The organism is Streptomyces sp. NPDC019531 (assembly GCF_044903305.1).
Classification (GTDB): domain Bacteria; phylum Actinomycetota; class Actinomycetes; order Streptomycetales; family Streptomycetaceae; genus Streptomyces.
In genome coordinates this window covers 17,886-44,206 of record NZ_JBJDQL010000006.1, presented here as the reverse complement: position 1 = coordinate 44,206, position 26,321 = coordinate 17,886, and the positions used below count along the sequence as shown (strand labels likewise).

The 26,321-nt window shown below is 71.1% G+C and carries 24 protein-coding genes; 13 read left to right on the top strand and 11 right to left on the bottom strand.

Annotated features, from left to right (window positions below; all coding sequences use genetic code 11):
- Nucleotides 1–3: 3 nt before the first annotated feature.
- Together ACI2L1_RS09650 and ACI2L1_RS09645 are read left to right on the top strand one after the other, a co-directional pair.
- Complete coding sequence (locus ACI2L1_RS09650) at nucleotides 4–519, top strand: flavin reductase family protein (protein WP_404738762.1); 516 nt, start codon at nucleotides 4–6, stop codon at nucleotides 517–519.
- Between the two features lie 30 nt (nucleotides 520–549).
- The gene (locus ACI2L1_RS09645; RefSeq protein ID WP_404738761.1) at nucleotides 550–1,290 is read left to right on the top strand and encodes a hypothetical protein; all 741 of its coding nucleotides are present in this window, start codon (nucleotides 550–552) and stop codon (nucleotides 1,288–1,290) included.
- Nucleotides 1,291–1,395: 105 nt separating this feature from the next.
- Here ACI2L1_RS09645 and ACI2L1_RS09640 read toward each other — a convergent pair whose 3' ends face one another.
- The 3 genes from ACI2L1_RS09640 to ACI2L1_RS09630 are packed head-to-tail and all read right to left on the bottom strand — an operon-like array spanning nucleotide 1,396 to nucleotide 4,094.
- Nucleotides 1,396–2,151 (bottom strand): SDR family NAD(P)-dependent oxidoreductase, encoded by a 756-nt coding sequence (locus ACI2L1_RS09640; protein WP_404738760.1) that lies wholly within the window; start codon nucleotides 2,149–2,151, stop codon nucleotides 1,396–1,398.
- A gap of 10 nt (nucleotides 2,152–2,161) precedes the next feature.
- Nucleotides 2,162–2,950, bottom strand: coding sequence for an SDR family NAD(P)-dependent oxidoreductase (locus tag ACI2L1_RS09635; RefSeq protein ID WP_404738759.1), 789 nt, complete (start codon nucleotides 2,948–2,950; stop codon nucleotides 2,162–2,164).
- A gap of 19 nt (nucleotides 2,951–2,969) precedes the next feature.
- On the bottom strand, nucleotides 2,970–4,094 hold the full coding sequence (locus ACI2L1_RS09630; protein ID WP_404738758.1) for an acyl-CoA dehydrogenase family protein: 1,125 nt from the start codon (nucleotides 4,092–4,094) through the stop codon (nucleotides 2,970–2,972).
- An 86-nt stretch (nucleotides 4,095–4,180) separates the two neighbouring features.
- Between ACI2L1_RS09630 and ACI2L1_RS09625 the strand changes: the two genes are divergently transcribed.
- Complete coding sequence (locus ACI2L1_RS09625; RefSeq protein ID WP_404738757.1) at nucleotides 4,181–5,353, top strand: thiolase family protein; 1,173 nt, start codon at nucleotides 4,181–4,183, stop codon at nucleotides 5,351–5,353.
- Between the two features lie 443 nt (nucleotides 5,354–5,796).
- On the opposite strand, the gene ACI2L1_RS09620 is transcribed toward ACI2L1_RS09625, so the two are convergent.
- The 3 genes from ACI2L1_RS09620 to ACI2L1_RS09610 are packed head-to-tail and all read right to left on the bottom strand — an operon-like array spanning nucleotide 5,797 to nucleotide 9,141.
- Complete coding sequence (locus ACI2L1_RS09620; RefSeq protein ID WP_404738756.1) at nucleotides 5,797–7,275, bottom strand: aldehyde dehydrogenase family protein; 1,479 nt, start codon at nucleotides 7,273–7,275, stop codon at nucleotides 5,797–5,799.
- Between the two features lie 10 nt (nucleotides 7,276–7,285).
- Entirely contained in the window at nucleotides 7,286–8,314 is a 1,029-nt protein-coding gene (locus ACI2L1_RS09615; RefSeq protein WP_404738755.1) for an LLM class flavin-dependent oxidoreductase, read from the bottom strand.
- 53 nt (nucleotides 8,315–8,367) lie between these two features.
- Nucleotides 8,368–9,141 carry an enoyl-CoA hydratase/isomerase family protein gene (locus ACI2L1_RS09610; RefSeq protein ID WP_404738754.1) on the bottom strand — a complete coding sequence of 258 codons (774 nt, stop codon included), beginning with the start codon at nucleotides 9,139–9,141 and terminating at the stop codon, nucleotides 8,368–8,370.
- Nucleotides 9,142–9,354: 213 nt separating this feature from the next.
- On the opposite strand from ACI2L1_RS09610, the gene ACI2L1_RS09605 reads away from it, so the two are divergent.
- Genes ACI2L1_RS09605 through ACI2L1_RS09595 form a run of 3 tightly spaced genes read left to right on the top strand, consistent with a single transcriptional unit; the run spans nucleotide 9,355 to nucleotide 12,164 of the window.
- A complete protein-coding gene (locus tag ACI2L1_RS09605) occupies nucleotides 9,355–9,657 on the top strand; it encodes a hypothetical protein (protein WP_404738753.1) in 303 nt (100 codons plus the stop codon).
- A 16-nt stretch (nucleotides 9,658–9,673) separates the two neighbouring features.
- Complete coding sequence (locus ACI2L1_RS09600) at nucleotides 9,674–11,176, top strand: class I adenylate-forming enzyme family protein (RefSeq protein ID WP_404738752.1); 1,503 nt, start codon at nucleotides 9,674–9,676, stop codon at nucleotides 11,174–11,176.
- Nucleotides 11,163–12,164 (top strand): phosphotransferase family protein, encoded by a 1,002-nt coding sequence (locus ACI2L1_RS09595; RefSeq protein ID WP_404738751.1) that lies wholly within the window; start codon nucleotides 11,163–11,165, stop codon nucleotides 12,162–12,164. The genes ACI2L1_RS09600 and ACI2L1_RS09595 overlap by 14 nt, the downstream gene beginning before the upstream one ends.
- A 70-nt stretch (nucleotides 12,165–12,234) precedes the next feature.
- Here ACI2L1_RS09595 and ACI2L1_RS09590 read toward each other — a convergent pair whose 3' ends face one another.
- The 3 genes from ACI2L1_RS09590 to ACI2L1_RS09580 all read right to left on the bottom strand — a co-directional run bounded on the left by ACI2L1_RS09590 (nucleotide 12,235) and on the right by ACI2L1_RS09580 (nucleotide 16,051).
- The gene (locus ACI2L1_RS09590) at nucleotides 12,235–13,497 is read right to left on the bottom strand and encodes an amidohydrolase family protein (RefSeq protein ID WP_404738750.1); all 1,263 of its coding nucleotides are present in this window, start codon (nucleotides 13,495–13,497) and stop codon (nucleotides 12,235–12,237) included.
- A gap of 125 nt (nucleotides 13,498–13,622) precedes the next feature.
- A complete protein-coding gene (locus ACI2L1_RS09585; protein WP_404738749.1) occupies nucleotides 13,623–15,032 on the bottom strand; it encodes an amidohydrolase family protein in 1,410 nt (469 codons plus the stop codon).
- Nucleotides 15,026–16,051 (bottom strand): CoA transferase, encoded by a 1,026-nt coding sequence (locus tag ACI2L1_RS09580; RefSeq protein ID WP_404738748.1) that lies wholly within the window; start codon nucleotides 16,049–16,051, stop codon nucleotides 15,026–15,028. The genes ACI2L1_RS09585 and ACI2L1_RS09580 overlap by 7 nt, the downstream gene beginning before the upstream one ends.
- A gap of 49 nt (nucleotides 16,052–16,100) precedes the next feature.
- On the opposite strand from ACI2L1_RS09580, the gene ACI2L1_RS09575 reads away from it, so the two are divergent.
- Nucleotides 16,101–17,042, top strand: a complete 942-nt coding sequence (locus ACI2L1_RS09575; RefSeq protein WP_404738747.1) for an enoyl-CoA hydratase/isomerase family protein — start codon at nucleotides 16,101–16,103, stop codon at nucleotides 17,040–17,042.
- A gap of 36 nt (nucleotides 17,043–17,078) precedes the next feature.
- On the opposite strand, the gene ACI2L1_RS09570 is transcribed toward ACI2L1_RS09575, so the two are convergent.
- Both ACI2L1_RS09570 and ACI2L1_RS09565 read right to left on the bottom strand, forming a co-directional pair.
- Nucleotides 17,079–17,831, bottom strand: coding sequence for an SDR family NAD(P)-dependent oxidoreductase (locus ACI2L1_RS09570; protein WP_404738746.1), 753 nt, complete (start codon nucleotides 17,829–17,831; stop codon nucleotides 17,079–17,081).
- Nucleotides 17,828–19,147, bottom strand: a complete 1,320-nt coding sequence (locus ACI2L1_RS09565; RefSeq protein ID WP_404738745.1) for an acyl-CoA dehydrogenase family protein — start codon at nucleotides 19,145–19,147, stop codon at nucleotides 17,828–17,830. Before ACI2L1_RS09565 ends, ACI2L1_RS09570 begins: the two co-directional genes overlap by 4 nt.
- A gap of 283 nt (nucleotides 19,148–19,430) precedes the next feature.
- Here ACI2L1_RS09565 and ACI2L1_RS09560 point away from each other — a divergent pair, with 283 nt between their 5' ends.
- Genes ACI2L1_RS09560 through ACI2L1_RS09535 form a run of 6 tightly spaced genes read left to right on the top strand, consistent with a single transcriptional unit; the run spans nucleotide 19,431 to nucleotide 26,312 of the window.
- Nucleotides 19,431–20,663: a CaiB/BaiF CoA transferase family protein gene (locus ACI2L1_RS09560; RefSeq protein ID WP_404738744.1), complete on the top strand. Its 1,233-nt coding sequence runs from the start codon at nucleotides 19,431–19,433 to the stop codon at nucleotides 20,661–20,663.
- A gap of 35 nt (nucleotides 20,664–20,698) precedes the next feature.
- Nucleotides 20,699–21,898, top strand: a complete 1,200-nt coding sequence (locus tag ACI2L1_RS09555) for a cytochrome P450 (protein WP_404738743.1) — start codon at nucleotides 20,699–20,701, stop codon at nucleotides 21,896–21,898.
- Nucleotides 21,892–22,380, top strand: a complete 489-nt coding sequence (locus ACI2L1_RS09550; protein WP_404738742.1) for a VOC family protein — start codon at nucleotides 21,892–21,894, stop codon at nucleotides 22,378–22,380. Before ACI2L1_RS09555 ends, ACI2L1_RS09550 begins: the two co-directional genes overlap by 7 nt.
- A 22-nt stretch (nucleotides 22,381–22,402) precedes the next feature.
- Complete coding sequence (locus ACI2L1_RS09545; protein WP_404738741.1) at nucleotides 22,403–23,521, top strand: acyl-CoA dehydrogenase family protein; 1,119 nt, start codon at nucleotides 22,403–22,405, stop codon at nucleotides 23,519–23,521.
- A gap of 23 nt (nucleotides 23,522–23,544) precedes the next feature.
- On the top strand, nucleotides 23,545–25,071 hold the full coding sequence (locus ACI2L1_RS09540) for a class I adenylate-forming enzyme family protein (protein WP_404738740.1): 1,527 nt from the start codon (nucleotides 23,545–23,547) through the stop codon (nucleotides 25,069–25,071).
- Nucleotides 25,068–26,312 (top strand): MaoC family dehydratase N-terminal domain-containing protein, encoded by a 1,245-nt coding sequence (locus ACI2L1_RS09535; RefSeq protein ID WP_404738739.1) that lies wholly within the window; start codon nucleotides 25,068–25,070, stop codon nucleotides 26,310–26,312. The genes ACI2L1_RS09540 and ACI2L1_RS09535 overlap by 4 nt, the downstream gene beginning before the upstream one ends.
- The last annotated feature ends 9 nt before the right edge of the window (nucleotides 26,313–26,321 follow it).

Genomic DNA, 26,321 nt, shown 5'->3' with positions numbered 1-26,321 from the left:
CGGATGGACACGATCAACGGCCGGTACTTCCGGGGCGTCCTGGGCCACTTCCCGACGAGCGTGGTCGCGATCACCACCACGGACGCCGACGAGCGGCCCCAGGGACTGGTCGTCGGGACCTTCATGTCCGTCTCCCTGGACCCGCCCCTGGTCTCCTTCCTGGTGGACGGCTCCTCCAGGACCCTCCCGGCGATCCGGGCCGCCGGGCGCTTCTGCGCCAACGCGCTCGCGGGAAACCAGGAACGGCTGTCCCGACAGATGGCGTCCGGGACCGACCGCTTCGACGGCGTGATCTGGAAACCGTCCCCGCTCGGAAATCCCGTACTGGACGGGATCGTCGCGTGGGTCGACTGCGGAGTGGAGAAAGTCGTCGAGATCGGGGACCACTTTCTGGTCGTCGGACGCGTCCGACATCTTCGCGTCGAATCGAAAAGGACTCCGCTGCTCTTCTTCCGCGGCGGATACGGCGACTACCTCTCCACCACAAACCTGGTGCTGGACAGGCTCGTCGGCTGGTAATCGAGCCGACGCGATCAAAGGAGATCGTTCATGCGGCAAGACCTTTATCTCAGACTGGAACGCCTGTCGGCCTGGTGCGGATTCATCCTGCTGGTGGGATTCATAGCCGCTTTCACCGCAGGCCATCTCATCACCCCGATGAGTCCGACGGAAAGCCCCGAAGGCATCGTCGACTTCCTGAACGACCACAGGACGGGCATCCTCACCTGTGTCGTCATCATGGTGCTGACCGTCCCGTTCGAATACCCGTATGTCGTGGTGACGAGCCTGCAGATGCGCCGGGTCGAGGGCGGCTGGGGCCTGCTGTCCATGATCCAGCTCACCACGGGAGTCGTCGCCCCGCTCGGGTTCTTCTTCCCGCTCGCGATCCTCGCCGCCGCGGCCTATCGACCCGAGATCCACTCCGCCGACGTCCTGTCCGCCATGTCCGACACCTTCTGGCTGATGCTCGTGGGCAACGCCTGCATCTTCGTCCTCCAGGTCTGGTCGATCGGGTACGCCTCGTTCGTCGACCACCGTGCCAAGCCGATCTTCCCCCGCTGGTACGGCTGGCTGAGCATCGTCCTCGGCGTGCTCCTGATCCCGGGGGCCTTCGTGTTCCTCAACCAGAGCGGGCCGTTGGCCTGGAACGGACTGCTGGCCAACGTGATCCCCACGGCCACGTACTTCGTCTGGAAGGTCGCCACGCCGATCGTCCTGCTGAAGGCGGTCAAGCAGGAGGAGACGGAGCTCGCGGAGAAGGCGCCCGAGGCCCAACTCGCCACATCCTGAGCCACATCCTGAGGGGGATGGGAAAGGGCGGTGGCCGGGGATCCGCTCCCCCGACCACCGCCCTTGTGCCGTGTCACACGGAGGTTCCCATCCACGGGTTCCCGCTCACACCGAGAGCGCGAAACCGCCCGTCACCCGCAGCGTCTCCCCGGTGACGAAGGACGACTTCGACGAGGCCAGATACAGCAGCGCCTCCACGACATCCCGCTCCGCACCCTCGCGACGCAGGATCTGCTCGCCCATGACCCGCTCCGCCTCGGCCGGCGACAACTGGGCCTTGACCGTGTCGGTGAGAATCAGCCCCGGCGCGATCGCGTTGACCCGGATGCCGTCCGCCGCGAACTCCCGTGCGAACGACACCGTCAGACCCCGCACCGCGAGCTTGGAGACGCCGTACACCGTCCGGTTGGCGTAGGCCGCGGACGACGAGATGTTGACGATCGTGGCGCCGGGGCGCCCTCGCATGGCCTCCCGTGCGGCGAGCGAGCAGATGACGACGCCCATGACGTTGACGTCGAACACCCGCCTGACCCTGGACAGCCCCAGCTCCGCGAACGGCTTGTGGAAAGCGGCATGCAGACCGGCGTTGTTGACCAGGACGTCGAGACCGCCATGTCGCTCGACGACCTGTGCCAAGGCCGCCTCGACCGCGACCTCGTCCGCCACGTCACAGGCCAACCCGGTCGCGCTTGCGCCGAGTTCGGTGAGCTCCTCGGCGGCGGCCATGGCGACATCGCCGTCGATGTCCGCGAGCACCACATGGGCGCCCCGCCGGGACAGTGCCGTCCCGAACGCCTTGCCGAAACCGCGGCCGCCTCCGGTGATGAAGGCGACCTTCCCCTCGAACTCGTCGTCGGACACAGGGCCTCCGTCATCTGGGGCCGAACCGCTGGCCCGCGTCGAGACGCAGGCACTGGCCGTTCAGCATGGGGTTGTCGATGATGGCCAGCGCGAGCTTGGCGTACTCCTCCGGGCGGCCGAGACGCCTGGGGAACGCGGCGTCCTTCACCAGCGCGGCCCGCGTCTCGACCGGGATCCTGTCGGTCGCCCCGGTCTCGAACAGGCTCGGCGCGATCGCTACGACACGGATGCCGAGCGAGCCGAGATCACGGGCCATGGTCAGGGACATCCCCGCGATGGCGGCCTTGGCGGCCGAGTAGGCGACCTGGCCGACCTGCCCCTCGAAGGCGGCGATCGACGAGGTGTTCACGATGACACCGCGCTCACCGGTGCCCGCGGCGTTCTCGGGATCTTCGAGGTCTTCGGGTTCGTTGCGGCTCATGTGCGCCGCCGCGAGCCGGCTGATGTTGAAGGTGGCCACGGCGTTGAGGTCCAGGATCCGGCGGAAGGCGTCCAGGTCGTGCGGACCCCCCTTGCCGAGCGTGCGCTGCACACTTCCGCCGCCGGCCGTGGTGATCGAGACATGCAGCCCGCCGAGGGAGTCGACCGCCGCGTCGAGCGCCCTCTCGGTGCCCTCGAAGTCGGTGACGTCTACGGGATGGAAGCGGCCGCCGAGCGCCGCCGCGACGTCGGCTCCGGCCGATCCGGGACGGTCGAGTACGGCGACGTCCGCGCCGCGGGCCGCGAGCAGCTCGGCACTGGCCCGCCCCATCCCGGACGCGCCGCCGAACACGACGGCCTTCTTGCCCTTGATCTCCATCGATTGCCTTTCCGTGGGCTCAGACGGTCGCGGGGGCGGGCCGCAGCAGGGCGCACAGCCGGGCGCGGTGGACGCCGGCGTCGCCGTACAGGACGCCGTCGGCCTTGGCCCGGCGCAGATAGAGGTGCAGTTCGTGCTCCCAGGTGAAACCGATGCCGCCGTGCAACTGCAGGGCCCGCGCGGCGACTTCGCTCGCGGCGACCGAGGTGTACGAGGCGGCCGCGGCGACCGAACGTGCGGCGTCGGGACTGCCGGCGTCGGCGGCCATGGCCGCGTAGGAGGTGGCGGCGCGGGTGCCGTGCACCCGCAACGCCATGTCGGCGCATGTGTGCTTCACCGCCTGGAAGGTGCCGATCGGACGCCCGAACTGCACGCGCGTCCCGGTGTGTTCGACGGTCAGCTCCAACAGGCGCTCCATGACCCCGAGCGCGTCGGCGCAGTGCAGCACCGCCGCGTCGTCGAGCAGCCGTTGGATCTCGGCGGGACCGGCGTCGAGACGGCGGTCGGCCGGGAGGTGTACGGCCTCGAAGCGGACCTCGTGGAAGGCGCGGGTCGGATCGAGGACCCGTTGGCGTCGAACCGTCACGCCGGGGGTGTCGCGGTCGACCAGGAAGGACGCGGGCTCGTTCTCGTGCCGTGCGGTGACCAGCAGCCAGTGCGCTCCGGCGGCGTCCTGCACGGCGGTCTTGACTCCGTCGAGGACGAACTCGGCGCCGTCGGTCCGGGCGGTGGCCGCCACTCCGTCCAGCGTCCATGGTGCGTGGGGTTCGGCGAAGGCCCAGGTGGCCCACTTCGACCCCGCGGCGAGTTCGGGCAGCACCTCAGCCCTGAGCCCGGGGGACCCCGCCGCGGCGAGGGCGTTGCCGACGATCACGGTCGGCAGGAAGGGAACCCTGCCGAGTGCCCGCCCGGCCTCCTCGGCGACGAGGGCGAGCTCGACCAGGCCCTGTCCCGCACCGCCGTACTCCTCGGGCAGGGCCAGACCCGGCCAGCCCAACAGGGCGGCCTGTGACCAGAGTTCGGGATCGGCGTCCTCGTCCCGGTCGAGCCACGCGCGTACCCGGTCGACGGGGGAGTGGTCCGAGAGCAGATCACGCGAGGCCTCGCGCACCATGGCCTGCTCGTCACTGAGCTCGAAGTTCATCCATAGAAAGTATCCTCTTTTGCGTCCTGGGTCGATATCCGTGCGCTGAATCCTTGGAGTTGAGGTTATTTGGGTATCATCAATTCATGACCGATGCCGTTCTGCTCTCCGCCTGCCGCACCGCGATCGGAACCGCTCGACGAGGAACCCTGCGGGACACCAGCGCCTTCGACCTCGCCACGGTCGTCGTCCGCGAGGCCGCCCGACGCAGTGGAGTGCCGCCCGAGGAGATCGACGACGTCGTCCTCGGTGAATCCCTGGCCGGGGGCGGGGACATCGCCCGGTACGCGGCGCTCCAGGCGGGGCTGACCCATGTGCCGGGCCTCGCGCACAACCGGCACTGCGCCTCCGGACTCGCGAGCGTGGCGACCGCGGCGGGAAGTGTCCGTGCCGGAATGGACCGGGTGGTGATCGCGGGCGGTACGCAGTCGTCGTCCACGGCTCCGATGGCCCGGCGACGCATTCCCGGCTCGGACGACTGGCAGGATCCCTGGATGTCGCCCTCCCATGTCCCGACGCCCGAGGCGCCCAACGACGACATGGGGCTCCTCGTCGGCTGGAACACGGCCCGGATCGCCGGCATCTCCCGCGCGGAGATGGACGCGTGGGCGCTGCGCTCGCATCAGCGGGCGGTGCGGGCCATCGAGGAGGGGCGGTTCGTCGACGAGATCGTTCCGGTCGAGGTCACCGGTCGCGGCGGCGCGACCTCCGTGTTCGACGTCGACGAACACCCGCGGCGCGACACCAGCGCGGAGAGGCTGGCCTCGCTGAAGCCCCTGCACCCGGAGATCGAAGGGTTCTCCATCACGGCCGGGAACGCGAGTGGGGTGAACGACGGTGCGGCCGCGGTGGTGGTCGCCGGGGCGGACGTAGCCGCGCGCTACGGCGTCGAGCCGCTGGCGACCGTGCGGGCCTGGGCGAGTGTGGGGGTGGATCCGGTACGGACGGGGCTGGCGCCGGTCCTCGCGATACGTAAGGCGCTCGACCGGGCGGGGCTCGGGCTCGGGGACGTGGACCTGTTCGAGGTGAACGAGGCGTTCGCAGCGGTGCCCATCGCCGCCGTACGGGAGTTGGGGCTTGACGCGGCCCGGGTGAACCCGTTCGGGAGCGGGTGCAGCCTGGGCCATCCGATCGCTACCACCGGGACCCGGATGATCGTGACCCTGGCGTACGAACTGCGCCGCCGGGGCGGCGGTGTCGCCGTAGCGGCGATGTGCGCGGGCGGGGGGATGGGGTCCGCCGTGGTGCTGGTGGCTTGACAGGACTGTCCCTCATCCGTGAGGAGAGGCGGCTCGCGGAGGTGGCCGTACTGTTCGCGCGCCTGGCCCGCCCACGCGATTCGTCCGCGCTGGAGCACCACGCAATGGTCGGCGAAGGCGAGGGCCCGGCGGGCGAACTGCTCGATCATGTTGACGGCCACCCCGGCATCGCGGGCCTTCCCGAGGCTCTCGAACACCACGTCCACCATCTTCGGCGCGAGCCCCAGAGGCAACGCGTCGGCGACCACAAGACGGGCGTCGACCATCAACGCCCGTGCCGACGACATCATTTGCTGCTCGCCGCCGGACAACGTGCCCGCCTGCTGCCTTCTGCACGGCCTGGAGAAGGCCGGCTGCCGGGCGAGTCGGAATTACCGGCCTGCGGTGAGCAGGTGTCGGGCGTCAAGGTCAGCGCCGAACAGGCGACTCGGGCGGCACGCCCCTCAACGTGCCGCCCAGTTCACGCTCTTGGTCTGCAGGTACTCGTCGAGTCCGAACTCCCCCCACTCCCGGCCCAGTCCGCTCTGCTTGTACCCGCCGAAGGGACTGCGTGGACTGACCCCGGCGCTTCCGCCGTTGATCGTGACGGTGCCGGTGCGGATCCGCGTGGCGAGCTCGTACGCCGTCACCGTGTCGGCACTCCAGACGGCGCCGGAGAGGCCGTACGGACTGTCGTTGGCGAGCCGTACGGCCTCCTCGTCGTCCCGGAACGGGATGACCACGCCGACCGGGCCGAAGAACTCTGTCCGGGCGATCGTCATCGCGTTGTCGACGTCCACGAAGAGGGTCGGCTCGACGAAGTACCCCCGGTCGAGCCCGGCCGGACGCCCGCCGCCGCAGACGATCCCCGCGCCCTCCTCCTCGCCGACCCGGATCAGCTTCTCCACCTTGGCGCGCTGGGCCTCGCTGATCACCGGGCCCATCGTGGTCGCCGGGTCGGCCGGATCGCCGACCCGGACCGCGCTCAGGGCGGTGTGCAGCCGCTCGACGAACTCGTCGTGGACGGACTCGTGGACGAGGGAGCGGGTCAGCAGCGAACAGCCCTGCCCCGCATGGGTCGTGATCCCCGAGAACGCCGACCGGACGGCCCCGTCGAGGTCGGCGTCCGCGCGCACGATGCTCGCCGACTTGCCACCGAGCTCCAGGATCACCTTCTTCGTGGAGGCCGCCGCCTGGGCGTGCACCAGCCGCCCGACCGCGTCGGAGCCGGTGAAACTCACCAGGTCCACCATCGGGTTGGCGGTCAGCTCCCGCCCGGCCTCGGCGTCGCCGGTCACTACGTTCAGTACGCCCGGCGGGAGCCCGGCGGCATCGGCGAAGTCACCCAGGAGCAGCGACTCCAGGGGAGTCGCGGGCGCCGGTTTCAGTACGACCGTGCAGCCCGCCGCGAGCGCCGGGATCACCTTCATCATGCTCAGGAAGAACGGGAAGTTGTACGCCGGGATCAGCGCGCACACCCCGAACGCCTCGCGCCGCACCACCCCTTGGTAGACGGCCGTGCCCGGCGCGAACGTGGGATCCATCGGCCGCTCCCAGTTGAAGGACGGCATCACCCGCTCGGCCATGTCCCGCAGATGCGCGACCGGCATCCGCGTCTGCAGACTCTCCGCCAGCGGGCGCACCGACCCCGTCTCGGCCATGTTCACGGCCACGAGCTCGGGCAGCCGCCGCTCCAACTCCTTTGCCAGCCGCAGCAGTACGGCGGCCCGCTCGGCCCACTTCAGCCCCGGCCACGGCCCCTCGTCGAAGGCCCTGCGCGCCGCCCCGATCGCCCGACGTACATCGGCGACCGAGGACTGCGGGACCTCCGCGACGGTCCCCTCCGTCGCCGGATTGCGCACCACGATGCGCTCGTCCGACTCCCCGTCGGTCCGCCGCCCGTCGATGTAGAGCTGCGTGGAGAACGCGTACGGCTCGGACATGTCCCTCTCCCTACTCGGCTACGTCTACGGCGGTTGCGGCGGCGGCCCCGCCGGGCAGCGCGTCGATCAGCGCGAGGCTCGCACGGGCGTAGGCGGCCCGGCGTCCGCGGCCGACCAGGAAGCCGGGCGGGGCGAAGTAGCCGACATCGCGAGGCAGGGCGTCAGCACGGGCCACGAGCGCCGCGCAGGCCTCGGCGGTGGTGCCGCAGACCGCGATCGCGGCGACCATCTCGTCGGTGACGGCCTTGGCCATGCCGTCGGTGTCACCCGCGCGGAAGGCCGCGCGCAGCTTCTCGACCGGCCCCTCCCAGCCGTGGTGGGCGACGAACGGGTCGTAGGTCCGCACGGTGAGGTAGAAGGCGATCATGCGCCGGGCGTCCTCGACGGCCCGCTCGGGGGCGGCGTCGTCGATCGCCGTGATGACCCAGCCGTGTTCCAGCGAGCCCGTGTTCGTGGGCGATCCGCTCTCGACGGCGGGTCGTACCACGTCGTTCCACCAGGACCGGGTGAACAGCCCGTGCCCGATGACCCCGTCCGCGACCCGGCCCGCGGTCCTCGCCATGCCGGAGTTGAAGGCGGCGAGCAGGACGGGGATGTCGAGCCGTCCGAGCACCGGGGCCCGTACGTCGGCGTCGATCGCGTAGAACTCTCCGGAGTGCCGGATCTTCTCGCCGTTCTCCGCGTGCAGCCAGGCCCGGACGGCCGAGACGGTGTCGGCGATCCGGGCCACGGGGCGCTCCGGGGGGACGCCGAGCCAGTCGCGGTTGATGCGGAACGCGGCGCTGCCCAGGCCGAGGAACAGCCGGTCCGGTGCCTTCGCGTGCAGTTGGCGCAGCGCGGTGGCGTGCGCGTACGGGGTACGCGAGAAGGCGTAGGCGATGGCGGGGCCGACCAGGGCGTTCCGGGTGCCCGCGACGATCTCCGCCAGGGTGATGTAGGCGTCGTGGTCGGCGAACTCCGAGGCGCAGAAGGCGCTCGCGCCGGCTTCCTCGGCCTCGCGCGCGACCTCGGGCCCTGGCCATGGCATGCCGAACCGCATGGGGATCTCCTGAGTGAATAAAGTACCCTCTTTTTGGGGAGGGTAGGGAGATGTCAGCGCAGTGTCCACCGGCCGCGGGGCACCGACGCACGGTCGACCTCGGCCTTGCCGACGGGGTTGCCGATCTGGGTGTAGGACAGGCCGGTGCGCAGGGCCTGGGTGCGGGTCGCGTCGAGCGACTCCCAGATCGCCCGGACCGTGCCCTGGATCGCGGCCGCCGGCTTCGCCGCGATGATCCGGGCGATGCCGTCGGCACGGTCCCACAGCTGCTCGCGCGGCAGCACCTCGCTGACCAGGCCGATCTGCAGGGCACGCGCGGCCGAGACCCGCTCGTCGAGTCCGAGCAGCGCGATGCGCAGCGTCTCGCCGAGCGGGATGCGCCGGGCCAGGCCGATCGGTTCGAGCGCCGCGGTGAGCCCGTAGCTGACGTGCGGATCGAAGAACGTCGCGTCCTCGGAGCAGATGACGATGTCGGCCTCGTTGAGCCAGTAGAACGCCCCGCCGGCGGCGATCCCGTGCACCGCGCACAGCAGCGGCTTCCACACCTGGTTCAGCTTCGGCGACAGGAACTCCCCAGGGTCCGTCTGCGACCAGACGTTGGGATGCCGGTGGATCCCCTTCTTGACGTCCATGCCCGTCGAGAAGGCGCGGTCGCCGGCGCCGCGCAGGACGACGACGTGCACGTCGTCGTCCTCCTTGACGGTGCGCCAGATCAGGGAGAAGTCGTCGAGCATCTCCTGGGTGAAGCTGTTCATGGCCTGCGGCCGGTTCAGGGTGACGGTGGCCACGTGCCCGGTCACCTCGTAGAGGACGGTGGTGAGGTCCATCGGCTCAACGTAGGCGGATCGCCCACGGCGGACGTCGCGACCGCCCACTCACCGGGACTGCCCCGTCGTCCCCTCGACGTGATCCAGATAATCCGTATACGCTTTTTCACGCCGAGAAGCCCGAGAAGCCCAAAGAGGCTGGCTGAAGAAGCCGAAGAAGCTGAAGAAGCGAGACGTCGAGAAGGCACCCCGAGAGCCGCGGAGGAAGCCGGCATGAAGCCACGCGTGGGGCAGATGCTCGCCAGTACGGTCGACACGACGACGGTGGTCGTCGTGCGTGTCCCGGACGGCGATCTGGAGATCACCTGCGGAGGCGCGGTGATGACCGAACCGGGCGGGCCGCACACCGGCAGCCCCGACCCCGGGTTGACGAGCGGGACACAACTCGGCAAGCGCTACGCGGACGAGGCGACAGGCGTCGAGCTGCTGTGCACGAAGGCGGGCGAGGGCACCCTGGCGGTGAACGGCACCCCGCTGTCGCTCAAGGGGCCCAAGCCGCTTCCGGCCTCGGACTGAGGGCGGGGCCGGGCCGATGAACGTGACGATGCTGCTCGACATGGCCGCCGACGGGTTCGGCGACCGGACCGTGATCGGCCGCGCCGAGGACGGACTGAGCCCGGAGCGGCTGCGTGAACTCGCCGTCGGCGGGGCCCGGGCCGTCCGGGAGGCGGGCGCCGACGCGATCGTGTACCTCGCGGTGAACGGCCCGGCCTTCCCAGTCGCCCTGTTCGCCGCCGCCCGCGCAGGGGTGCCGCTGGTGCCCGTCAACTACCGCCTGGGAGCGGAGCAGTTGGACGAACTGCTCGCCAACCACCCGGGTGCCCTGGGCATCGCCCACCCCGAGCAGTCCGCCGCCCTGCGCCGGGCCGGACTGCCGGTGCTGAGTCCGGCCCAGTGGCTGGAGACGGCGGCCCGGGGAGGCTCCGACGAACCGGCGCGGACCGGCTCCCCGGCCGTCCTCATCTACACCAGCGGAACGACCTCGACGCCCAAGGGTGTGGTCCTGCGCCACCAGAACCTCGTGTCCTATGTGTTCGGCACCGTGGAGTTCGCCGGAGCGGACCCTGACGAGGCGGCCCTGGTGAGTGTGCCGCCATACCACATAGCCGCCGTGTCGAATGTGCTCACCCATCTGTACGCGGGGCGCCGCACCCTCACGCTCGAACAGTTCACGTCCGAGGGCTGGCTCGGCCTCGTCCGCGAGCAGCGGATCACCAACGCCATGGTCGTACCGACGATGCTCGCCCGGATCATGGACGCGGCCGGCCTGGACCGCTCGGTGCCCTCGTTGCGCACCCTCGCCTACGGCGGCGCGAAGATGCCGGTGCGGGTGATCGAGACCGCGCTCGGTGAGTGGCCGCATGTGGACTTCGTGAACGCCTACGGGCTGACCGAGACCTCGTCCACGATCTCGGTCCTGGGTCCGCGGGAGCACCGGGCCGCCGTCGGGAGCGACGACCCCGTCGTGCGGGCCCGGCTCGGTTCGGCCGGACTGCCCGTGCCCGGCGTGGAGTTGGAGGTCCGCGACGAGGGGGGCGAGGCCGTCGGCGCGGGAGAGTCCGGGCAGATCTGGGTCCGGGGCGAGCAGGTCTCGGGGGAGTATGCGGGGCAGGGGTCCGCGACCGACGAGCAGGGCTTCTTCCACACCCGCGACCGGGGCCGTCTCGACACCGACGGCTACCTCTACATCGAGGGCCGGGTCGACGACACCATCATCCGGGGCGCGGAGAACATCGCCCCCGCCGAGATCGAGGACGTCCTGCTGCGGCATCCGGCCGTGCTCGACGCCGTCGTCGTGGGTGTCCCGGACGAGGAGTGGGGCCAGCGCATCGAGGCCGTCGTCGTGCCCCGCGACGGAGCGCGGGTCGACGCCGGCGAACTGCGGACGGCGGTGCGCGACACCCTGCGCGGATCGAAGACGCCCGACCGCATCACGTACTGGCCCGAACTGCCCCGCACGCCCACCGGCAAGCTGATCCGGCGGGACATCGTCGCCGCGCTGACCACCGAGGCGGAGCCACTTGAACAGTCCTGAACTGCTGAGCGACCTGACCGGACGCACCGCGGTCGCCGCCCGCCGCTGGGCGCCCGAGGCCGTGGTGCAGGGCGTCGAGCCGCTCACCGGAGGCACGTCCAGCCTGACCTATGTGGCCGCGCTGTCGGGAGTCCCGGCCGGACACGAGCGCGTGGTCCTCAAGGTGAGCCCGCCGGGTCTGGCCCCGGTGCGCAACAGGGACGTGCTGCGGCAGGGGCGGATCATGCGGGCGTTGTCGGACCGCCCCGGCGTACGCGTGCCGGCGGTGCTGTTCCACGACGAGGGCGATCCGCCCTTCGTCGCCATGGAGTTGGTGCCGGGCCAGTGCGTGGAACCGGTGCTCGTGCCGCGCGGCACGGTTCCCGCCGAGCACGTCCGTGCCCGTGCCCTGGACGCCGCCCGGATGCTCGCCGCCCTGCACCGGGTGGACCCGCTGGGCACCACGGCGTCCGAGGAGCCGGTGGTCTCCCTGACGGACGAGATCGACCGCTGGACCCGCGCGTTCACGACCGTCCCCGAGGATCTGCGCGCGGGACACGAGAAGGTCGCCGAGCGGCTGCACGCCACCGTGCCGCCCGCCATGGCACCGGTGTTCACCCATGGCGACTACCGGCTCGGCAACACGCTGTGCGAGGCGGACCGGGTCACCGCGGTCATCGACTGGGAGATCTGGTCGCTCGGCGACCCCCGGGTCGACGTCACCTGGCTGACCTTCTTCACCGACGAGGCCCGCCACCCCGCGTCCGTCTCCGAGGAGCCGACCGGCATGCCCGGCAAGGCCGAACTCCTGGACGCCTACCAGGAGTCACGCGGCGAGCCGCTGGCCGACCTGGGCTGGTTCGAGGCGCTCACGAAGTACAAGGAGTCCGCCGCGACCGCGCTGCTCATCAAACGGGCCAGAAAGTCAGGGCAGTTGAAGGAGATGCACCGACGGATGCAACCGGCGCTGCCGGTGCTGCTGGCGGAAGCGCTGGAGCTTCTGAGGTGAGGTGACGGATCGGAAGACCGGCCGAAGGGGGTGACCACGTCCATGGTCACCCCCTTCGGCCGGTCCCGTGTCAGGCGTCCTCGGCGACCTTCACCGGCGCCAGCTTCTTCGACTTGTCGAAGTGCACGACGTCGGCCAGCGTGCCGCCCAGGATGGCCGCGCGGTCCTCGTCGGAGACCGTGTCGTCGAAGTTGAACGCGACGCACTCGGCGCTGTTGCGGAAGGTGCCCTCGGCATGCGGGTAGTCGTTGCCCCACATGATCGTCGACACGCCCGTGATGTGGCGGGCCTTCACGGCCGTCGGGTCGTCCGCGAACTGGACGTGGATCTGGCGCTGGATGTACTCGCTGGGCTTGAGCGGGTACGGCCACTTCTCGTTGACGGTGAACAGGCGCCCCATGGCCGGCTGGTCCTTGGGGGAGCGGCTGTCGTCCCAGAAGCCGAGCCACCAGTCGGCGTCCTGGCCGATGCCGGTGCGGAAGGACTTGTCCATGAAGCCCATGTAGGAGACCAGCCAGCCCGCGCTGAACTCGATCAGGTTGAAGTGCAGATCGGGGTAGCGCTCACAGACACCGCCGCCGACGAGGTCCGCGATGACGCGCTGCGGGCTGGAGAAACCGGCCGCGGCGCTCTGGAGCCGGCCCGACACCATGTCGTCGGTGAGCTGGCCCTTGCCCATGTTGACGGACATCATCATCTGGCGGACGGTCGTGGCCGTCTCCGAGGTGCTCTCCCGGGTCTTGACCCCGCCGGTGGCGACATGGATGAACACCGGCATGCCGTGGGACTGGGCGGCCGCCCACAGCGTGTCGTAGATCCGGGAGGCGTACGGCACCGGAGGGGTCTCCGGGATCAGGATCGCGCCCAGCCCGAGGCGGGCGCACCGCTCGACCTCGGCGACGGCTTCCGGGATGTCGGTGACGGGGATCGCCGCCGTCGGGCGCAGCCGGTCCTTGTGCGTCAGGAACCGCTCGGCGATGTAGTCGTTCCACACGCGTGCGTGCGCCATCGACAGTTCGTGGTCGTCGGTGAACAGGACGAACAACGACAGGTTGGGGAACATGACCGAGGCGTCGACGCCGTCGAGGTTCATGTCCCGCAGGATGTTGTTGGGCTCGCCGTCGGGGGTCTCCCCGCCGAACTGGCGGTACTTGGAGATGGTCCAGCCGTCGTAGCCGATGGTGTGGAGCTTCTTGAACTCGGTGTGCCCACCTTCCACGATCGGCTCGTCGAGGGTGAACTCCTCCTCCCACAGGGCCCGTTCACGAAGGCTCTTGGGCAGCCGGGTCTTGAACAGATCCACCGGCTCGATGATGTGCGAGTCCCCCGACACGACAAATTCCTTGAACACGGCCCGAACCTCTCTCCATTGTGAGTACCGACCGGTCGTTCTACGATTCTGAAGTCAGGTTTACTCTTCTTGGTTGCGTAAGTCAAGGGAATGGTCCGCCGTGGAGCTCAGCTGTCGGGCGGTGTCTCCAGCCGTCCGCCGACGAACGCGGCACGGACCGTCTCCCCCGAGAGCGCGGCGAGCGCTTCGCTCAGGGGTGCATGGAGAAGGCACAGGTCGGCGGCCGTTCCGACGGTCACCCGCCGGGTCCGGGCGGGGCGCGTGGGCTCCCCGAGGAACAGGTCCAGGGCCGCCCGGGGCGCGATCGCCTCGCCGTCGTCCCGCCCGACCGCCGCCCGCATCACCGCCCAGGGGTCGGCGGTGCCGTACGGCGCGTCCGTGCCGGCGGCGACGGGAACGCCGGCCTCGGCCAGGCTCCGGCAGCGGTACAGGTGCGGTCGGTCGTCGGCGTCGGTGTCCGTGGCGTAGGCCGCCGCCCGCTCCACGGGGAAGTGCGGCTGGGTCACCACGGTCAGCCCCAGCCGCCGGATCCACGGGATCGTCTCGGCGGGGATCACCGACCCGTGCTCGATCCGGTCACCGGCGACCGGGCCCGCCTCGTCCAGGGCGAGCAGGGTCACCAGCAACTGCACCCGGGTCACGCAGTGCACGGCCACGGGGCGGGGCCGTACCCGGGTCACCGTGGCCGCGAGGTCGCCGGGCGTCGGCAGGGTCGTGTCGTCGAGCATCAGCTTCACGGGCGGATCCACACCCATCACGACGAGCCGTTGCGGCAGCGCCGACAGCAGCTGGGTGAGCCCCGGCCCCGGCTGCGGGTCGGCGTTGGTGAACCCGGTGACCCCCAGCGCCGCGGCCCGCCGTCCGACCCCCTCCAGGTCCAGCCGCAGCGGCGGCGCATGTCCCCGCAGCCGCTCGTCCTCCCGCCAGAACCGCCCGTCGCCGCTCGCCTCAAGTCCGGCCGCGTGCAGTGCCGCGCTGTTCCACACCCACAGGGCACCGGTGCGGTGCTGTACACGGAGGGGGCGGTCGCCTGCGATCGTGTCCAGCACGCGCCGGTCGAGTTCCCCGGCGACGCTCTCGTGGTAGCCGACGGCCCGCACCCACGCGCCGGGGGCCCCGGCTCGCAGCGCCGCCGCGAACTCCTCCGGGGTGTGCACGTCATCGGGACCGACCCGCACCGAGGCGGCCTCGGCGGCGAGGGCGGCGAGATGGATGTGGTGGTCGTGCAGACCGGGGAGGAGAGCGCCGCCCCGGCCGTCCAACTCGGTGGGATCCGGGGGGCGTTCACGGGACTCGGGACCGTCCCCGGCCGGCTCGCCCTGGTCCGCGAGCCGTGCCCCGAACGTCGCGCCGCGCTCCGCGAGCCGCCCTCCCGGTGCAGCGTCCCGCTCCGTGAGCCGTTTCCGGTGCGCTCCGCTCCGCCCCGCGAGCCGCTCCCCGATCTCGGCGACCCGGCCGTCCGCGATCCGCACATCCACGCGCCCACGGCCTTCGACCTCGACGTTCCTGATCAGCACGACCGGCGCTCTTCCCCGACGGAGCCCGCGAGGGCCGCGGCGCAGGCGGCCATGGACACGCACAGCAACTCCCCGCCGCCCCGGGCGAGGGAGCGGGCCACGGCGTGTGCGGCGAACACCCCGGTGACCGGGTCGGCGAGCGCGTCACCGAGGAAGACCGGGGTCCCGTCGGGGGCGGTCCCGGTGAGCCCGCCGGCCACGGCGGCGTCGTCACCGAAGGCGATACGGTCGTCGTCGCGGCCGTAGCCGGTGATGCCGACCCAGACCCGGCCGGGCCGGTCGGCCAGGAAGCGCTCCGCGTGAACGCCCAGCCGCCGCAGGGCTCGTGGCCGTGACGCCTCGATGACCACGTCCGCCCCGGCGACGACCTCCGCGAGCGCGTCGGAGGAGAAGAAGTCCAGGACCACGCTCTCGTGCCCGTCATGCAGCCAGCGGTAGAAATCCGGAGAGCCGAATCGCGCGCCGTCGGGCCTGGCCGTGCTCTCCACCTTCACGACATCGGCTCCGGTGAGTCCCAGCAGCCGGGCGCACAACGGCCCCGCCCACAATGCGGAGAAGTCGACGACCCGAAGCCGGCTCAGGCTCCGGGGCTGCCCCAGGCCATGGACGACGACCGGCGAACGGCTCCCGCGAGCCGACCCGAGTTCCGCCGCCGCGATGCCGAGCAACTGCGCGTTCCGGGCGACCTCTGCCGCCGTGGTCCGCTCCGCGGCCTCGGCCAGTTCCCGGTCCGGCGAGCCCAGCAACGCGACCAGTGCGGGCACCGCGGCAGTGTCGTCGGGCCGGGCCAGATTGACCGCGGCCCAGCTGTCGGCCGTACGAAGAAGACGGCAGGAGCCGCCCGCCGAGGTCCCGCCCGGGAGGGAGTGACCGGCCAGTTCCGCACGGAGAAAGAGGACGGTGGGCAGGTCGACCGGTACGCCGGTGAGGCGGGTGAAGTCCCGTGCCGCGGCGGTGAGCGGGCCGAGGAAGGGCTCCACGGGCTCCAGCCAGTGATCGAGAGCAGCATTCTTCAGCACGTGAACGCCCTTCTCCGCGGCGGCGGCCTCACATTACACTCCGGTGCTCATGCAGCCGCCCTTCCAACTGGTCGATCTCGACCGCACAGCACCGGCGAGCGCCGGGGCGCCCCGGGACCGTGTGCTGGTGGGCGTGGCGGCCGAACACCGGGACCCGCCGGACGGTTGCGACATCCTGCTCACCGCCACCCCAGATCCGCCCCGCCCCTGGGTGGGCTGTACGAACCCGCACGCCACCGCGCGCCGCCTGGAGGACATCGTCACGGCCCAGCCCGCGGCCGCCCTGACTCTCGTACAGGTGCTGCGCATGGGTGCCCGGCTGGCCCCACCCGAGCGACTGGTCGTCGAGTCCCTCGCCTACTCCACCCTCCAGAGCGGCGTCGGCTTCCGCACCTGGCTGGCCTCGGCCCGCCACCGCACCCCGCGCCCGGTCGCCGAGCCGGTACGGCTGTCCCGCGACGGCGCGCGGCTGACCATCACGCTCGACCGGCCCGGCGTACGCAACGCCTTCGACGCCATGACCCGTGACGCCCTGTGCGAGGCCCTGCACATCGCCGTGGCCGACCCCACGGTCACCCGGGTCGACCTGCGCGGCAACGGCCCCGCCTTCTGCGCCGGGGGCGACCTCGCCGAGTTCGGTACGTCCCGTGACCCCGCGCAGGCCCACCTGATCCGCGTCGAGCGCAGCCCCGCCGCCCTCCTCCAGCGGTGCGCCCACAAGGTGACGGCCCATCTGCACGGGGCCTGTGTGGGCGCGGGCATCGAACTCTCCGCCTTTGCGGGCCGGGTGCGGGCCGCACCGGACACCGTGGTCCGGCTGCCCGAGGTGGGCATGGGCCTGATCCCGGGCGCGGGCGGCACGGCGAGCCTCCCGGTCCGGATCGGCCGGGAGCGCACCGCCTATCTCGCCCTGTCCGGCACCGAGTTGGGCATCGCCGAGGCGTTCGCGTGGGGGCTGGTGGACGAGGTCACGAGCCCGGTTGCCGTCTAGTGCAGTGCGGACCTGGCCCGCCACGCCTGGCACCCCCTAGTACAGCCCGCCGTCCACCCGGATCAGCGCACCCGTCGTATAACTCGACGCGTCGCTCGCGAGGTACAACGCGGTGCTGACGATCTCCTCCGGTCGCCCCGGGCGGCCCACCGCGCTGCGGGTGGTCTGGCGTTTCTCCTCCGTCCAGGACTTGGAGATGTCCGTGAGGAACGGGCCCGCCGAGATGGTGTTGACCCGGACCGTCGGGCCGTACTCGAGAGCGAAGACGGTGGTCAGTGTGTTGAGTGCGGCCTTGGCGCCCGCGTAGGGGCCGAACCTGGGCTGGGGCATCAGCGCCCCCGACGAGGACACGTTGATGATCGAGCCGCCGTCCGCGTCCGCCATGCGCTGCCCCACCAACGAGGCCAGCCGGAAAGGGCCCTTGAAGTTGACCCCGATCACCTTGTCGAACAACTCCTCGCTGGTCTCGGCCGACGAGGGCGCCAGCGGAGACATGCCGGCGTTGTTGACCAGGATGTCGACCTTGCCGAACTCCTCGTACGCGGCATCCGCGAGCCGGGCCAGGTCGTCCCAGTGGCCTACGTGGGCGGCCACCGGCAGGGCCCGGCGGCCGAGTTCACGGACCTCCTCGGCCACCTCCTTGCACGCCTCCGCCTTACGGCTGGCGATCACCACCTCGGCGCCCGCCGCGGCGAACGCGAGCACCATCTCCCGGCCCAGCCCCCGGCTGCCGCCGGTGACGAGGGCGACCTTGCCGGAGAGGTCGAACAGGTCGGCCGGAGACCTCATGCCTCCACCCGGCCCGTGAGGCTGTCGTCGGCGATGATGTGCGCGTACCGCTTGCGGGCCGCCTCCAGCTTCGGCGGGATGTGCTCGCTGGGGAACAGCCCCTCGGCCGGACGGTGGCCGCGCAGGACCTGTTTGGCGATCGTGGTGCGGTGCACCTCGGTCGGGCCGTCGGCGAGGGCGAGGTTCGGGGCGGCCATCCACCATTTGGCGAGCGGGAGTTCACCCGTGGTGCCGAGCGAGCCGTGCAGATGGACGGCCCGCTGGATGATGTCGTGCAGCACCTTGGCGGTGGCGACCTTGCACATGGCGATCTGGGTGCGGGCGGCGCCGTGCGGCTGGGTGTCGATGGTCCACGCGGTGTGCAGGACGAGCAGCCGGAACTGCTGCAACTCCAGCCAGGAGTCGGCGATGAACTGCTGCGCCGCCTGCTTCTCCGCGAGCAGGGTGCCCTGGGTGCGCCGGGACAGTGCCCGCTCGCACATCATGTCGAAGGCCCGGGTGCACTTGCCGACCGTACGCATGGCGTGGTGCACACGACCGCCGCCGAGCCGGGCCTGCGCGACCTTGAAGCCCTCGCCGGGGCCGCCGAGCATGGCGTCGAGCGGGACCCGGACCTGGTGGTAGCGGATGTAGGCGTGGATGCCCTCGTCGAGGGACTCGCGCTCGTCCATGGCGCCGACATTGCGTTTGATCTCGATACCCGGGGTGTCCGCCGGGACGACGAACATCGACATCCGGGCGTGCGGCGGCGCGTCCGGGTCGGTGACGGCCATGACGATGAGGAAGGCCGCGTAGCGGGCGTTGGAGGAGAACCACTTCTCCCCGTCGATCACCCACTCGTCCCCGTCACGCCGCGCGCCGCACACGAACTCCTTGGGGTCCGCGCCGGCCTGCGGCTCGGTCATCGAGAAGGTGGAGACGATGTCGCCGTCGAGCAGCGGCTGGAGATAACGCCGCTTCTGCTCCTCGGTGCCGAACATCGCGAGGATCTCCGCGTTGCCGGTGTCGGGGGCGGCCGTGCCGAAGACGGTCGGGGCCCAGTAGGAGCGGCCGAGGATCTCGTTGAGCAGGGCGAGCTTGACCTGGCCGTACCCGGGACCGCCGAGCTCGGGGCCGAGATGGCACGCCCACAGGCCCTGCGCGCGGACCTGGTCCTGCAGCGGCCTCAGGATGGCGCGGGACTTCTCGTTGCGGGTGTCGTACGGGTCGCCGCCGTGCGGGAAGAGCAGGTCGAGCGGCTCGACCTCCTCCCGCACGAAGGCCGCCGCCCAGTCGAGCTTGGCCTGGAACTCGGGTTCGACCGAGAAGTCGAGCATCGTCCCTCCGGGGATGGAAAAGTAGCCTCTTTAAGCCCGCCGGGCGTCAGAGTTATCGAGTGTTGTGGCCACCGTACCCATAATGAGTATCCGCAATAGCTTCCGTTCGGGCCAGGTCCCGCCTACCCTTGCCCCAGACGCACCAGATCGACGATCGCCGTTGTGCGGCGCCGCTCGACCGCGGGGTCCCACTGAGCGGGCTCGCCCGCCCGACCCGGCCGGGGCGCGGTCACTCTGGCGTGGCGGTCCCTTCGACGAATCGACGCCAGGAGGAGCAAGCCCGATGCGGAACCCGATGGAGGGCGTGCGCGTTCTCGAAGTCGCACAGTTCACCTTCGTCCCGGCGGCCGGCGCCGTGCTCGCCGACTGGGGTGCCGAAGTGATCAAGATCGAGCACGCCGAACGGGGCGACGCCCAGCGCGGGTTGGTCCGGGTGCTCGGGTACGAGGCCGCCAGCGAGGGCTCCTCCTTCTACCCGATCATGGAGGGGCCCAACCGGGGCAAGCGCAGTGTCGGACTCGCCCTGGAGCGGCCGGCCGCCCGCAAGGTGCTCGACGAACTCATCCGCACCAGTGACGTGTTCCTCACCAACTTCCTGCCCGAGGCACGGGCCAAACTGCGCATCGACGTCGAGGACGTGCGCGCGGTCAACCCGGACATCGTCTACGTCCGCGGCAGCGGCTTCGGCGTCCGGGGCGCCGAGGCGGACAAGGGCGGCTACGACAGCACCGCCTTCTGGGCACGCGGCGGAAGCGCCGCCGGCGTCACGACCCCCGACGCGGACCGCATGACCCGCATGCCGGCCGGCGCCTACGGCGACTCGATGGGCGGCATGACCATCGCCGGAGGCATCGCCGCCGCCCTCTACTCCCGCGCGATGACCGGTCAACCCTCCGTCGTGGACGTCTCGTTGCTCGGCGTCGGCGCCTGGGCCACCCAGTTCACGGTGAACCTCGCCCTCATGACCGGCGGGCCGCTCCCGGTGCGGACACCGCCGCGCCACGGCTCCGCCACCAACCCCCTCATCGGCGCGTACCGCACCTCCGACCAGCGCTGGATCGAACTGTCGATGCTGCAACCCGGCCGGTACTGGGCGGAGTTCTGCAAGCTGGCCGGACGTGCGGAACTGGCCACCGACGAACGGTTCGACAGCACCGAGAAGCTGATGGCGAACGCGGCCGAGGCCGCAGGCATCGTCGCCGAGATCATCGCGAGCCGTCCCTTCGAGGAGTGGACGGAGATCCTCTCCCGCGGCGACGGACAGTGGGCGGCCGTACAGAACGCGTGGGAAGTGGGACAGGACCCCTCGCTGCGGGCCAACGGCCTCATCGCCCCGGTCGTGGACGCCGACGGCGTGGACCGCGAACTGGTCGCCAATCCAGTGCAGTTCGACGAGACCCCGGCCACGCTGACCCGCGCGCCCCAGTTCGCTGAGCACACGGACGAGGTGCTGCTCTCGCTTGGCATCTCCGAGGAGGAACTCCTCGCACTCAAGATCGACGGCGCGGTCAGCTGAGTCGGTTGTCGGCCGAACCAAGGGGAGGAGCCTCGATGAGCACGACCCTCGAACCCGACGGCACCCACGAAGGGCTGCCCGCCTACCACTTCGACAACCGTCTCGGCGGTCCGCTCCTCAGTCACCACGACCGCTGGGACGCCTGGGCGCGTACCCACGCCGGCTTCCGGAGCACCGTGGCACGCGGCTTCTGGGTCGTCACGGACGGGCCCGCCGTGCAGGAGGCGCTCCAGGACTGGCGCACCTTCTCCAACAAGTCGGTGACCGTCCTCGAACCCGACCCGCGGTTCCTGTGGATCCCCGAGATGCTGGACCCGCCCCTGCACGGCACGTGGCGGCGCCTGCTCGGCAAGGACTTCTCGCCGCACGCCGTGGCGGCACGGGAGAAGGAGGTCCGGCAGGTCGCGGGCGAGATGATCGACCGGATCAGGGACGACGGCGGCGCCGACGTCCTCGACGAGTTCGCCCGCCGCTTCCCCACACTGATCTTCATGCGGATCATGGGCCTGCCCGAGGACGACCTGCCCACCTTCCTGCACTGGGTGCACGAGCTGCTGCACCTCTCGCACGACGAAGACCCCGACGCCGCCCGCCAGATGGCCGCCATGAACGCCGTGTCGGACTACTTCGAGGAGCAGATCGCCCAGCGCCGCGAGACACCCCGGGACGACCTGCTGTCGCGCGCGATGACCTGGCGGATCGACGGCGAGGCGATCAACGACCGGGATCTGCACGCGTTCTGCATCCTGATGTTCCAGGCCGGCTTCGACACCGTCCCCATCTCCATCGGCTGGGCCCTCTACCACTTCGCCACCCACCCCGACCTGCGCGAGGCGATCGTCGCTGACCCGTCGCTCATCGCGACCAGCGTCGAGGAGATCCTGCGCGTCTACTCCTTCGTCGTGCCGGCCCGCAAGGCGACCAAGGACATCGAGGTCGGCGGCTGCCCGGTCAAGGCCGGGGAGATGGTGATGCTGCCGCTCGCGGTCACCAACCGGGACCCCGAGCGCTTCACGAACCCCCTGGAAGTGGACCCGCACCGCAGGACCACCAACCACATCGCCTTCGGCTCGGGCCCCCACCGCTGTCTGGGCTCGCACCTCGCCCGACTCGAACTGAACGTGGCCGTCGAGGAGTGGCACAAACGCATCCCCGAGTACCGGCTCGCGCCCCACCAGAATTTGGAGCAGCACGGGAACATGTACGGCATCAAGCAGCTGCGGCTCGAATGGTGAGCGCCACGAACGGCACGGCCCCTCTGCGCGCGGCGGACCTCTACCACACCGGCATCGTCGTACCCGACCTGGAGTCCTCGAAGGCCGCGCTCACCGAGCTCGCCGGCTACCGCTGGACCGAGACCATGGCAGCCGACCTCCTGGTGCGCCTGGCCGACGGCGACCGGGTGCTGCCGTTGCGCTACGCGTACTCCCTCGACGCCCCGCACATCGAACTCGTGCAGGAGATCCCGGGCACCCCGTGGACGGCGGCACCGCACGCGGCCACGCATCACCTGGGCTACTTCTGCGACGACGTCCCGACGACCGCCAAGCGGCTCGAAGCGTCCGGGTTCACGCTGGAGGCGAGCGCGGTCGTGGACGGCGAGGCCCCGTCGGTCTTCGCCTATCTGCTGGACCCCTCGGGCGTGCGGATCGAGATCGTCGACCGGGCCAGGATGCCGGACTTCGCCGCCTATCTGCGGTCGAAGACGCCCCGCTGAGCCCCGACCGTGGAGGAACCAGGTGGCACTCACGCTCACCGAGGAGCAGGACGAACTCCGGACCCTGCTGCGCCGCTTCCTGGCGGACAAGGCGCCCAGCGAGGAGGTACGCCGCTGGATGGAGTCCGAGGAGGGCCATGACCCGGCCCTCTGGCGGCAGATGGCCGACCAGCTCGGCCTCCAGGGCCTGGCCCTGCCCGAGGCGTACGGCGGCTCCGGCGGCGGATCCGTCGAACTGGGCCTCGTACTCGAAGAGTTGGGGCGGTCACTGCTGCCGTCGCCGTTCTTCGCGACCGTGGCCCTCGCCGGACAGGCCCTCGCGGCCTCCGACGACGAGGTGGCCAAGGCACGTTGGCTGCCCGCCATCGCCGACGGCTCGCTGACCGCGACTCTGGCCGTGGCCGAGGAGAGCGGATCATGGCGGCCGGAGGACGTCGAGGCGCGGGCGACCCGGCACGCGGACGGCTGGACCCTGTCCGGCACCAAGATGTTCGTGATCGACGGCCACCGCGCCGATCTGCTCCTCGTCGTGGCCCGGGACGACACCGGCCCTGGACTGTTCGCCGTGGACGGCACCGCCCGGGGAGTGACCCGCGCCCGGCTGGACACGCTCGACCCGACCCGACGGCTGGCCCGGATCGACCTCGACTCCGCCCCGGCGCTGCGGATCGGGCCGCACGAAGACGCCTCGGCGTATCTGCGCACGGTGACCGACCTCGCCGTCGTGGCGCTCGCCGCCGAGCAGGTGGGCGGAGCGCAGGCCTGTCTGGACGCGGCCGTGGAGTACGCGAAGATCCGGGTGCAGTTCGGCAGGCCGATCGGATCGTTCCAGGCGATCAAGCACAAGTGCGCCGACCTGCTGCTTGGGGCGGAGGGGGCGCGCTCGGCCGCGTACCACGCCCTGGCGGTGGCCGCCGAGAACCCGGCCGACCTGCCGGCGCCCGCGGCGGTCGCGGCCGCGTACTGCGCGGAGGCCTTCAGCCACGCGGCCAAGGAGAACATCCAGATCCACGGTGGCATCGGCTACACGTGGGAGCACGACGCGCACCTGTATCTGAAGCGCGCGAAGTCGAGCGAGCACCTGTTCGGCGGCCCCGTGGCGCACCGGGCCCGGCTGGCGGATCTGGTCGGGATCCGATGACCTCCACCCGAAGGGCGGAACACGTGGCCATTCGCGACCGCCTGTCCCGGCTGCTGGCCGAGGCACCCGGCGACGCCGAGGCGATCGAGCACGAGGGAACCTGGTGGACCTGGGGCGACGTCCAGAAGACCGCGCGGGCGGTCCTCGACGCGCTCGACGCCCTGGGCCTGCCGCCCGGCGCCCGCGTGGGCGTCGTACTGGAGAACCGGCCCGAACACGTCGTCACGGTCGCCGCGGTGATCGCCTCAGGACGCTGTCTGGTGATGCTCAGCCCGCTGCAACCCGCCGCACGCCTCGCGGCCGACATCGACCGCTGCCGGCTGCCGGTCGTGGTCGCGGGCGCCGAACCCTTCGCGCGCGACGGCGTGTTCGCCGCCGTCGAGGCGCACGGAGCGGTACTGGAACTCGGCGCCGACGGTACGCCACGACTCATCGGCACCGCCGTGGCTGACGCGAGCGCCAATCCCGGAACCGCCGTGGCCGACGCGAGCGCCAATCCCGGCGTCGCCGTGGAGATGCTCACCTCCGGCACCACCGGCCCGCCCAAACGGGTCCACCTGCGCGACGCACAACTCGACCAGGCGCTCGTCTCCGGCGGACAGAGCTCCAAGTCCGGCAGCCTGCTGTCCCGTTCGGCCTCGCTGGTCTCGGCCCCGCTCGTGCACATCGGCGGACTGTGGCGGGCGCTGGCCTGCCTGGCCACCGGCCGGCGCATGCTCCTGCTGCCCAGGTTCGCCGTCGAACCGTGGACCGCCGCCGTGGAACGGCACCGCCTGCGCGCCGCGAACCTGGTCCCCGCCGCCATCCGCGCCGTACTCGACGCCGACGTCCCCCCGGAGCGGCTGGCGAGCCTCCAGGTGGTCACCTCCGGCACCGCCCCCTGCCCCGCGGAACTCGCCGACGCCTTCTTCCGGCGCTACGGCATCCCCGTCCTGATGACCTACGGCGCCACCGAGTTCGCCGGAGCGGTCGTCGGCTGGACGCTGCCGCTGCACGAGACATGGTGGGACCGCAAGGCGGGCAGTGCCGGACGTGCCTTCCCCGGCGTCGAAGTGCGCGTGACCGGCGATGACGGAACCGAGCTCCCGTCCGGCCGCACCGGACGCCTGGAGGTCCGCACCGAGCAGAGCACACAGGGCGGCCGGACCTGGACCCGCACCAGCGACCTGGCCCGGATCGACGCCGACCGGTTCGTGTGGATCGAGGGACGCGCCGACGACGCCATCATCCGCGGCGGCTTCAAGGTCCAGCCGGAGTCCGTCAAACGGGTGCTGGAGACCCACCCGGCCGTCCGGGAGGCGGCCGTGGCGGGACTGCCGGACCCGCGCCTCGGCGAGGTGCCGGTGGCGGCGGTGGAGACCGAACCGGGCCGTACCCCACCGGAGTTCGGCGAGCTCGTCGACCTGTGCCGCGCGCAACTGCTGCCGTACGAGGTGCCTGTCCGCATCGTCGTACTCGAAGAACTGCCCCGTACCCCGTCGAGCAAGGTGAGCCGCGTGGAGCTGCTGGAGATCGTGCGGGCCCGGACCCCGGAGGAGACCGCAGGATGACGAGCACCGCCGAGCAGTTCGGCCGGCTGACCGACGAGGCGCTCGAACGCTCCCGCCGCCGACTCGGCATCCCCGTGCCCCAGCGCAACCCCCCGCACAACTACGAGGTGACCTGGGACGGCGTACGGCACTTCGCGTTCGGCTACGGCGACGACAACCCCCTGTACTGCGATCCCGACCACGCGGCGAAGTCCCGTTGGGGCGCGCTGGTGGCACCGCCGACCTTCCTGTACACCATGGGTGAGGACGCGGCACCGACGCCGGACCCCGAGACGAAGGCGCTGCTGAAGGGCGATCCGTTCGCGGGTCTTGGCTCCTACCAGGCCGTGATGGAGTTCGAGTGGTGGCGGCCGCTGCGACTGGGCGACCGCTGCCGGGTGCTGGAGACCCAGGTGGGTGTGCAGCCCAAGCTCAGCCGCTTCGGCGGACGTACGGCACACATCGTCAAGGACTACCTCTACACGAACGGTCACGGCGAACTGAACGCCGTGCGGCGAGGCACCTGGATCAACGCCGAACGGGACACGTCGAAGCGGCGATCCAAGGAGAGTCTGAATCAACAGCCTTATACGGCAGCCCAGTTGGCGGAGATCGACGCGGCCTACGCGGCCGAGACCCGGCGCGGTGCCGAGCCGCGGTACTGGGAGGACGTCCGGGTCGGAGAGGAGCTGCAGCCCCGGGTGAAGGGGCCGTTGACCGTCACGGACGTGGTGGTCTGGCATCTCGGCTGGGGTATGCAGCTCACCCCGCCCGGAGCGTTCGGCATCGCCGCGCGCGTGCGCCGCAAGGCGCCGGGACTGTATCCGCCCAACCCGCTCAACATCCCCGACACCGTCCAGCGCCTGCACTGGGAGCCGGAGCGGGCACGGGAGTTGGGGCTGCCCAACCCGTACGACTACGGCGGGATGCGTGAGACCTGGCTGTGCCACCTGCTCACCGACTGGATCGGCGACGACGGCTGGCTGTGGCGACTGCGCTGCGAACACCGGAAGTTCAACTACCTCGGCGACACCACGCGGGTGCGCGGCACGGTCGTCGACAAGCGGCGGGTGGACGGGCGCGGCGAGGTGCACATCGAGGTGCGCTGCGAGAACCAGCGGGGCGAGATCACCACCCCCGGAACGGCCGTCGTACTCCTGCCGACCCGCGATCGCGCCGTGGAACTGCCCGCGCCGCCCGCCGCGGACCTGGCCGGGATGGTCGACCACGAACTGGCCCGGTTCTCCGTGACCGGCCACTGAACATCGAGG

Bases quoted from the DNA above. Each gene is read 5' to 3' on its own strand.
- ACI2L1_RS09650 (WP_404738762.1), top strand. From the start codon at position 4: ATGGACACGATCAACGGCCGGTACTTCCGGGGCGTCCTGGGCCACTTC.
- ACI2L1_RS09645 (WP_404738761.1), top strand. From the start codon at position 550: ATGCGGCAAGACCTTTATCTCAGACTGGAACGCCTGTCGGCCTGGTGC.
- ACI2L1_RS09565 (WP_404738745.1), bottom strand. From the start codon at position 19,147: ATGCTCGACTTCTCGGTCGAACCCGAGTTCCAGGCCAAGCTCGACTGG.
- ACI2L1_RS09635 (WP_404738759.1), bottom strand. From the start codon at position 2,950: ATGGAGATCAAGGGCAAGAAGGCCGTCGTGTTCGGCGGCGCGTCCGGG.
- ACI2L1_RS09625 (WP_404738757.1), top strand. From the start codon at position 4,181: ATGACCGATGCCGTTCTGCTCTCCGCCTGCCGCACCGCGATCGGAACC.
- ACI2L1_RS09575 (WP_404738747.1), top strand. From the start codon at position 16,101: ATGCAGCCGCCCTTCCAACTGGTCGATCTCGACCGCACAGCACCGGCG.
- ACI2L1_RS09610 (WP_404738754.1), bottom strand. From the start codon at position 9,141: ATGGACCTCACCACCGTCCTCTACGAGGTGACCGGGCACGTGGCCACC.
- ACI2L1_RS09605 (WP_404738753.1), top strand. From the start codon at position 9,355: ATGAAGCCACGCGTGGGGCAGATGCTCGCCAGTACGGTCGACACGACG.
- ACI2L1_RS09555 (WP_404738743.1), top strand. From the start codon at position 20,699: ATGAGCACGACCCTCGAACCCGACGGCACCCACGAAGGGCTGCCCGCC.
- ACI2L1_RS09570 (WP_404738746.1), bottom strand. From the start codon at position 17,831: ATGAGGTCTCCGGCCGACCTGTTCGACCTCTCCGGCAAGGTCGCCCTC.
- ACI2L1_RS09560 (WP_404738744.1), top strand. From the start codon at position 19,431: ATGCGGAACCCGATGGAGGGCGTGCGCGTTCTCGAAGTCGCACAGTTC.
- ACI2L1_RS09600 (WP_404738752.1), top strand. From the start codon at position 9,674: ATGAACGTGACGATGCTGCTCGACATGGCCGCCGACGGGTTCGGCGAC.
- ACI2L1_RS09620 (WP_404738756.1), bottom strand. From the start codon at position 7,275: ATGTCCGAGCCGTACGCGTTCTCCACGCAGCTCTACATCGACGGGCGG.
- ACI2L1_RS09535 (WP_404738739.1), top strand. From the start codon at position 25,068: ATGACGAGCACCGCCGAGCAGTTCGGCCGGCTGACCGACGAGGCGCTC.
- ACI2L1_RS09550 (WP_404738742.1), top strand. From the start codon at position 21,892: ATGGTGAGCGCCACGAACGGCACGGCCCCTCTGCGCGCGGCGGACCTC.
- ACI2L1_RS09615 (WP_404738755.1), bottom strand. From the start codon at position 8,314: ATGCGGTTCGGCATGCCATGGCCAGGGCCCGAGGTCGCGCGCGAGGCC.
- ACI2L1_RS09630 (WP_404738758.1), bottom strand. From the start codon at position 4,094: ATGAACTTCGAGCTCAGTGACGAGCAGGCCATGGTGCGCGAGGCCTCG.